This window comes from Mitsuaria sp. TWR114, assembly GCF_007997345.1.
On sequence record NZ_VOSR01000260.1, the window covers coordinates 1 to 6,147 of the forward strand.

General features: G+C 72.2%; 5 protein-coding genes and 2 pseudogenes. 3 read left to right on the top strand and 4 right to left on the bottom strand.

The window, feature by feature from the left end; genetic code table 11:
• Both FUT87_RS11320 and FUT87_RS11325 read left to right on the top strand, forming a co-directional pair.
• Positions 1 to 858 (top strand): alpha-1,6-glucosidase domain-containing protein (locus FUT87_RS11320; protein WP_147241084.1); only part of this gene is annotated, 858 nt, incomplete at its 5' end.
• 96 nt (positions 859 to 954) lie between these two features.
• Positions 955 to 1,623, top strand: coding sequence for a glutathione S-transferase family protein (locus FUT87_RS11325; protein ID WP_147241085.1), 669 nt, complete (start codon positions 955 to 957; stop codon positions 1,621 to 1,623).
• A 48-nt stretch (positions 1,624 to 1,671) separates the two neighbouring features.
• Here FUT87_RS11325 and FUT87_RS11330 read toward each other — a convergent pair whose 3' ends face one another.
• Together FUT87_RS11330 and FUT87_RS31695 are read right to left on the bottom strand one after the other, a co-directional pair.
• Positions 1,672 to 2,181, bottom strand: a complete 510-nt coding sequence (locus FUT87_RS11330; RefSeq protein ID WP_091730663.1) for a GNAT family N-acetyltransferase — start codon at positions 2,179 to 2,181, stop codon at positions 1,672 to 1,674.
• 227 nt (positions 2,182 to 2,408) lie between these two features.
• Positions 2,409 to 2,858, bottom strand: a complete 450-nt coding sequence (locus tag FUT87_RS31695) for a tetratricopeptide repeat protein (protein WP_404935393.1) — start codon at positions 2,856 to 2,858, stop codon at positions 2,409 to 2,411.
• Here FUT87_RS31695 and FUT87_RS31700 point away from each other — a divergent pair.
• Positions 2,817 to 2,922, top strand: a pseudogene (locus tag FUT87_RS31700) (ABC transporter); the annotation flags it as partial. The gene FUT87_RS31695 and the pseudogene FUT87_RS31700 sit on opposite strands and share 42 nt — an antisense overlap.
• Positions 2,923 to 3,131: 209 nt before the next feature.
• Here FUT87_RS31700 and FUT87_RS11335 read toward each other — a convergent pair.
• Both FUT87_RS11335 and FUT87_RS11345 read right to left on the bottom strand, forming a co-directional pair.
• Positions 3,132 to 4,736 (bottom strand): annotated as a pseudogene (locus FUT87_RS11335) (galactokinase family protein); the annotation flags it as partial.
• A gap of 94 nt (positions 4,737 to 4,830) precedes the next feature.
• Positions 4,831 to 5,910, bottom strand: coding sequence for a UDP-glucose--hexose-1-phosphate uridylyltransferase (locus tag FUT87_RS11345; RefSeq protein WP_091727573.1), 1,080 nt, complete (start codon positions 5,908 to 5,910; stop codon positions 4,831 to 4,833).
• Between the last annotated feature and the right edge of the window lie 237 nt (positions 5,911 to 6,147).

The following is a 6,147-nucleotide window of genomic DNA, read 5'->3' on the forward strand; positions in this document are numbered from 1 at the left end:
GTCGAGAACCACGACAACCAGACGCTGTTCGACGCCCTGGTGCTGAAGCTGCCGCGCGCCACCAGCGCCGAGGACCGCGCCCGCACCCAGGCCGTCGCCCTGGGCATCAACGCGCTGAGCCAGGGGATCTCGTATTTCCATGCCGGCGGGGAGTTGCTGCGGTCCAAGTCGATGGACCGCAACAGCTACGACTCGGGGGACTGGTTCAACCGGCTCGACTGGACCGGCCGGGACAACGGCTTCGGCGCCGGCCTGCCGCCCACGCGGGACAACGGCGCGGACTTCGCGCTGCTGCGTCCGCTGCTGGCCGATCCCGCGATCAAGCCGGGGCCGGCGGTGATCGACTGGACGCGCCGCGTGTTCCTCGACCAGTTGCGCCTGCGCGCCAGCACCCCGCTGTTCCGGCTGAACGAGCCGAGCGAGATCGCGCGGCGGCTGGTCTTCCACAACACCGGGCCGGCGCAGCAGCCGGGCGTGATCGTCGGGCGACTGGACGGCGCGGGGCGCGCGGACGCGGTCTTCGACCGGGTGCTGTACGTGGTCAATGCCACCGCGGCGCCGGCGGCGCTGACGCATGCCAGCTATTCGCGCGACTTCGAGCGCGAGGCCGATGCGCAGGCCAAGCGCCTGCTGATCGACAGCGGCCGCTCGCCGCGCGCGATGCTGCTGCTGTTCGAGCGCATCGGGGCGTGGCGCGCGGCCAGGACCGCGCAGGCCAAGGCCGAGCGCGCCTCCGAGCCGAAGACGCTGGGCCGCGAGGTCGGCGAGCACGCCAAGGCGGGCGCTGGCGAGCTGCTGCGCATCGCCTTCAACACCCATCCGGCCGACGAGGAGCGGATGAAGTTCTTCGAGCGCTGACCGGCCGGGCCCACCGCCCTGCCCGGCACGCGGGCTTCCGCCGGGCGGCACGACCGGCTCCTACACTCGCCGCTCCCCATTCCCGTGGAGTTCGACATGAGCGTCTCCAGTCCGGCGTCGGACGCCGGCTACGTCCTGTACGGCACCCAGGGCTCCGGCTCGTCGATCGTGGAGATCGGCCTGCGCTGGTGCGGGCAGGCCTACCGCACGGTACACGCCTCGTCGTGGGAGGACGCCTCGGCGCAGGAGGCGCTGCGCGCGCTCAATCCGCTGATGCAGATCCCGACGCTGCGCACGCCCGAGGGCGAGGTGCTGACGGAAAGCGGCGCGATCCTGATGCACCTGGGCCTGCGCTTCCCGGCGGCCGGGCTGCTCGGCGACGACGAGCGCCAGCGGGACCGCGTGCTGCGCGGCCTGGTCTACATCGCGGCCAACTGCTACAGCTGCATCAGCGTCATCGACTACCCGGGCCGCTATACCACCCGCACCGACAAGGCCGATCACGACGCCATCGTGGCCGGCACGAAGGCCCGTCTGCATCACCACTGGGCGCTGTTCGCGGACATGTTCCCCGGCGATCCGTGGCTCAGCGGCGCGCGGCCGGGCGCGCTCGACGTGATGGCGGTGATCGTGTCGAAGTGGTCGGGGTCGCGGAAGTTCCTCGAGGAACAGCGGCCGGCCTTCTTCGCGCTGCTGCAGCGCATCGAGGCCCTGCCCCACGTCGCCGAGGTCTGCGCGAAGCACTGGCCGCCAAAGCCGGCGTGAAGCGGCCTGAAGCGGCCCGAAGCGGCCCGAGCCTTCGCGGCCGCGCGTTCAGGCCGCCTGGTAGCGCGGGAGCAGCCGCACGTGGGTGTAGCGGGCCGGGCGCTCGATCGGCTCGCGCTGCGCGTCGATTGGGGCGAAGCCGCAGCGGCTCCAGAAGGACGCGGACTCGGGGCTCTCGCAATTCACATGCAGGCGGCTGAAGTGGCCTTGCGCGCTGGCCAGCACCGCGTTGACCAGCCGCCGCGCCAGGCCGTGGCCGCGCCAGGCCGGGTGCACGTAGAAACGCCGCATGCGGCCAGTGCCGGGACGTCCCGGCGCGGGCTCGACATTCAGGCCGCCGACCGCGATCGCCTGGCCGTTGGCATCGAACCAGGCCCACAGCGATTCGCCGGGTTGCTCGTAGCGATTGGCGCCGCTGCGCCATTCGTCCATCAACCGGCCCAGCATCTGCCAGCCCTCGCCCTGGCTGGCCGCGAGCAGCGGCGCCCACGCGAGGGGATCGATCTGATGCACACGGATCAGGCGCGGTGCGACGCCATCGGAAGCCAGCGAAACCATGGGACGAAGCGGTAACCAGACGTCAACCGAGCGGGAAAGGCCGGATTAAGCAGCAAGCCCACGCCCCTCACATCAGGGACAACCCGCCTGGCGTCGGGCCTGCCCAACGTCCGGGGCGATGCCGTGATCGACGTCGCGATCAACGCGGCGATCAGCGCCGGAATCAACGCCGCGATGGATGACGATCACGCGCCGCGCGGGACTCGTGCCGCGCGGCGGACCCTCGATCAACGCGGCGGTTCCGGCTTGGGCGCGCTGTCCGGATGCTCGATCCAGGCCTTCAGCCCCGCCGCGCGCGCATGCTGGGGCGAGAGCTCGATGAACGCGCGGTACGCCGCCTGCGCCCCCGCCTCATCGCCGGCGCGCAGCAGCGCATCGCCGAGGTTCAGGTGGGCCAGCGCGCGACTGCCGTCCATCTCGATGGCCTTGCGGTACCAGCGCGCGGCCTCGGCCGGCTTGTCGCGCTTGTAGTAGATGAAGCCCAGGTTGTTGGCGGCCAGCGCGAACTTGGGCTGCAGCTTGAGCGCCTCGGTGAAGGCGGCCTCGGCCTCGTCGTAGCGGCGCTCCTTGTAGAGCTGCAGGCCGCGGTCGTTGGCGCGCTGCGCCGCGACGCGCGCGCTGATCGGCGCGGGGGCGGCGAGCTGCTGCAGTACGGCCCGACCGCCGAGGTCTTCCACCGTCCCGCATCGCTGCGCGTCGCGCGCGCCTTCAGCGATCCGCCGATGAACCTGGTGATCGCGCAGGGCCTGGGCGACCGGCTGCAGCTGCGCATTGCGGGCGTCATCGGCCTGCTTGGCCAGCGCGCTGGCCTTGGCGTCGAGCTGGTTGCTGTCGCCGCTCAGCGCCTGCTCCTGCGCGGACGCCAGCTCGAAGATGAACTCGCCGCCCTCGCTGCCGGGCAGGCTGCCGAAGGCCGGCGTCTGGTGCGCGATCGCCGACACCGCCGGCGCGACATAGGCGGCCAGCTCGGTCGCGGTGATGAGGCCGTCGCCATTGAGGTCGGCCTTGCCCGACAGCGCCTGCAGCAGCGTCCAGGTGAACACCGAATGACCACCGGGGCCGTCGTCGGCCACCTGCTGGTCGGCGCCGCCGGCCGTCATCATCTGGCGGCCCAGCCGGCGCGCGTTGTCGCGCACGAAGTTGGCGCTGCTGCCCGCCGCGCCACCGCGCGTCAGACCCAGGCCCGAGTAGCAGGCATCGATGACGAAGAACGCATGCTTGGCGGGCAGCGCCTCGCTGAGCTCCTGCAGCTGCGGCATCGCGATGGCGTCGGTCTGCAGGTCGTCGGTGCCGGCGTCGACCGGGATGATGTAGCCGACGTCGCGCCCGCTGGGCAGCTTGCGCGTGCTGCCATGGCCGGCGAAGAAGACGAACACGCGGTCATCGCGCTTGAGCCGGCCATCCCCGCCCTTGCGCGCCATCGCGTTGAGCGCGCGCAGGATGTTGGCGCGCGTGGCGTCGCCATCGGTCAGCGTGGTGATGTTCTCGGGCCGGAAGCCGAATTGCGTGCGCAGCGTTTCCTGGATGGCCTGGGCGTCGCGCACCGCATGCTGCAGGCGCGGCCAGCTCTTGTACTGGTCGATGCCGATCACCAGCGCGACGCTGTCGCGGTAGAGGTTGGCGCCCGCCAGGTCCGGCGCGGCCTCCACCGCGGGCGCGTCGACGGCGACGATCCGGCCGTCCTTCCAGGCCGCGAACTTGTAGCCCTCGGCCTTGAGCTGGTCCAGCACCAGCGGCAGCGCCTCGACGGTGCGGGCGTGGATGTCGTGGAAGAGCACGATGCCGCGCTGCTGCTTGCCGAGCTCGCCCAGCACGCGCGCGGCGATCGATTTCGGGATCGGATCGGACCAGTCCAGCGAGTCGACGTTCCACATCATCGAGCGCAGCTTGAGCGCCTCGATCGCGCCCAGCGCCGCGTCGTTGCGCGCGCCGTAGGGGAAGCGGAACAGCGCCTGGCCGTCGCGGCCGCCGGCGCTCATCGTCGGATTGAGCAGCGCGAGCTGGCCGCTCGGATGGCGCAGCTGCAGCACGATCTCCGCCAGCGACTGCCGGAAACCCTGCGCGTAGCGCTGGTAGGCGCGCTGTTTCTGGTCGATCAGCACCGTCAGCACGAGGCCCACCGTCGCCAGCGCCAGCAGCAGGAAGGCCAGGTGCACCACCGCGCGACGCCGGAACGCCGCCAGCCCCAAGCGCGGCACGGCCAGCGCCGGCAGCTCGGCCGCGAGCTGCGCCAGCGTGCCGCGCACATGGTCGCGCCAGCCGCCGCCGGGGAAATGCGGCGGCTCGGCGCTGAGCGCGAAGCGGTCTTCGGCCTGTTGCTCGTCGAGCGCCAGCGCGTCCACCTGGCCGTCATCGCGCGGTCCGGCGGCGACCCAGGTGTCGCGGTCGATGGCCACCGGCAGTACGAAGCCGTCGTTGTAATCGGTGTGCTCGCCGATCAGGTTGACCCGGCCGGGCGCGCGCGCCAGCACCGTCGGTGCGACGCCGTGGCGCTCGGTGAAGGCACGCACGACGGCGAGCGCGGTGGGCGGGAGGTCGGTCGGGGCAGAGGTCATGGCAGGCGGTGGCAAGCGGGGACGCCGATCGATCGAGGGGACTCGGTCGTCAGCGCCGGGTTGAAAGGGGCGGTCGTCGCGGCGCCGGGCAGGCTCAGCGCTGGCGGTAGTGGGTGGACGGCTGCTCGCGCAGCCGCGCGGCGGCCTGCTCGGGCGTGAGGTCGCGCTGCGCCTCCGCCAGCAGCTCGAAGCCGACCATGAACTTGCGCACCGTCGCGCTGCGCAGCAGCGGCGGATGGAAGTGCGCATGCAGCTGCCAGTGCGGCGACGCCTCGGCCTGGGCGCCGGTGGGCGCGCCGTGCCAGCCCATCGAGTACGGGAAGCTGCACTGGAACAGGTTGTCGTAGCGGATCGTCAGCGCGCGCACGATGGCCGCCAGGCTGGCCTGCTGCGACGCGCTCAGCTGGTCCATCCGCTGCACGGCGAAGCGCGGCAGCAGCAGCGTCTCGAACGGCCATTCGGCCCAATAGGGCACCAACGCGAGCCAGTCGTCGTTCTGCACGACCACGCGCTCGCCGCCGGCCTCCGCGCGCGCCACCGCCAGCAGCATCGGCTCGCCCTGGGCGGCCAGCCAGTCGCGCTGCAGGCGGTCCTCGCGCGCCGGCAGGTCCGGCACGAAGTCGCTGGCCCAGACCTGGCCATGCGGATGCGGGTTGGAGCAGCCCATCATCGCGCCCTTGTTCTCGAAGACCTGCACCCAGCGCCAGCGCTCGCCCAGTTCGCGCGTCTGCGCGGCCCAGCAGGCGACGACCTCGCGCAGCGCGGCCTCGTCGAGCTCGGGCAGGCTGCGGCCATGGTCCGGCGAGAAGCAGATCACCCGGCTCGTGCCGCGGGCCGGTTCGGCCTGGAACAGGCCCGCCGCCGCCGCCGGGGCGCCGCCAGCGTCCGGCGCCGGCACATCGGCCATCAGCGCGGGGAAGTCGTTCTCGAAGACGAAGGTGCCGGTGTAGGACGGGTTGACCTCGCCGTTGATGCGGGTGTTGCCGGCGCACAGGTAGCAGCCCGGGTCATGCGAGGCGCGGACTTCCAGGTCGGGGCTTTCGGTCTGGCCCTGCCACGGGCGCAGGCTGCGCTGTGGCGACACCAGCACCCATTTGCCGGCCAGCGGATTGAAACGGCGATGCGAGTGGCGGTTGCGGTCGAAGGCCGCGGAGACTTCGGAAGAGGTGACCATCTGGGAGCGGGCGAGGGCAGTGGGACGTGGATCGGAGGGGCGTGGGACCGGTGCGCCGGGTGCGCGAAGGGACGGACGATAGCGCGACCGGGCTCAATCGGACAGATGCCAGATGCCGACACCGCCGGGCGGCAGCGTCGCGCCGCCGAGCAAGGGGATCGCGCCCTGCGGCACGGGCACCACGGCCGGCTGCGGCCCGCGGTGGATCGCGAAGAGCCATTGGCCGCGGCGGCGCAG

Bases quoted from the DNA above. Each gene is read 5' to 3' on its own strand.
- FUT87_RS11345 (WP_091727573.1), bottom strand. From the start codon at position 5,910: ATGGTCACCTCTTCCGAAGTCTCCGCGGCCTTCGACCGCAACCGCCAC.
- FUT87_RS11330 (WP_091730663.1), bottom strand. From the start codon at position 2,181: ATGGTTTCGCTGGCTTCCGATGGCGTCGCACCGCGCCTGATCCGTGTG.
- FUT87_RS11325 (WP_147241085.1), top strand. From the start codon at position 955: ATGAGCGTCTCCAGTCCGGCGTCGGACGCCGGCTACGTCCTGTACGGC.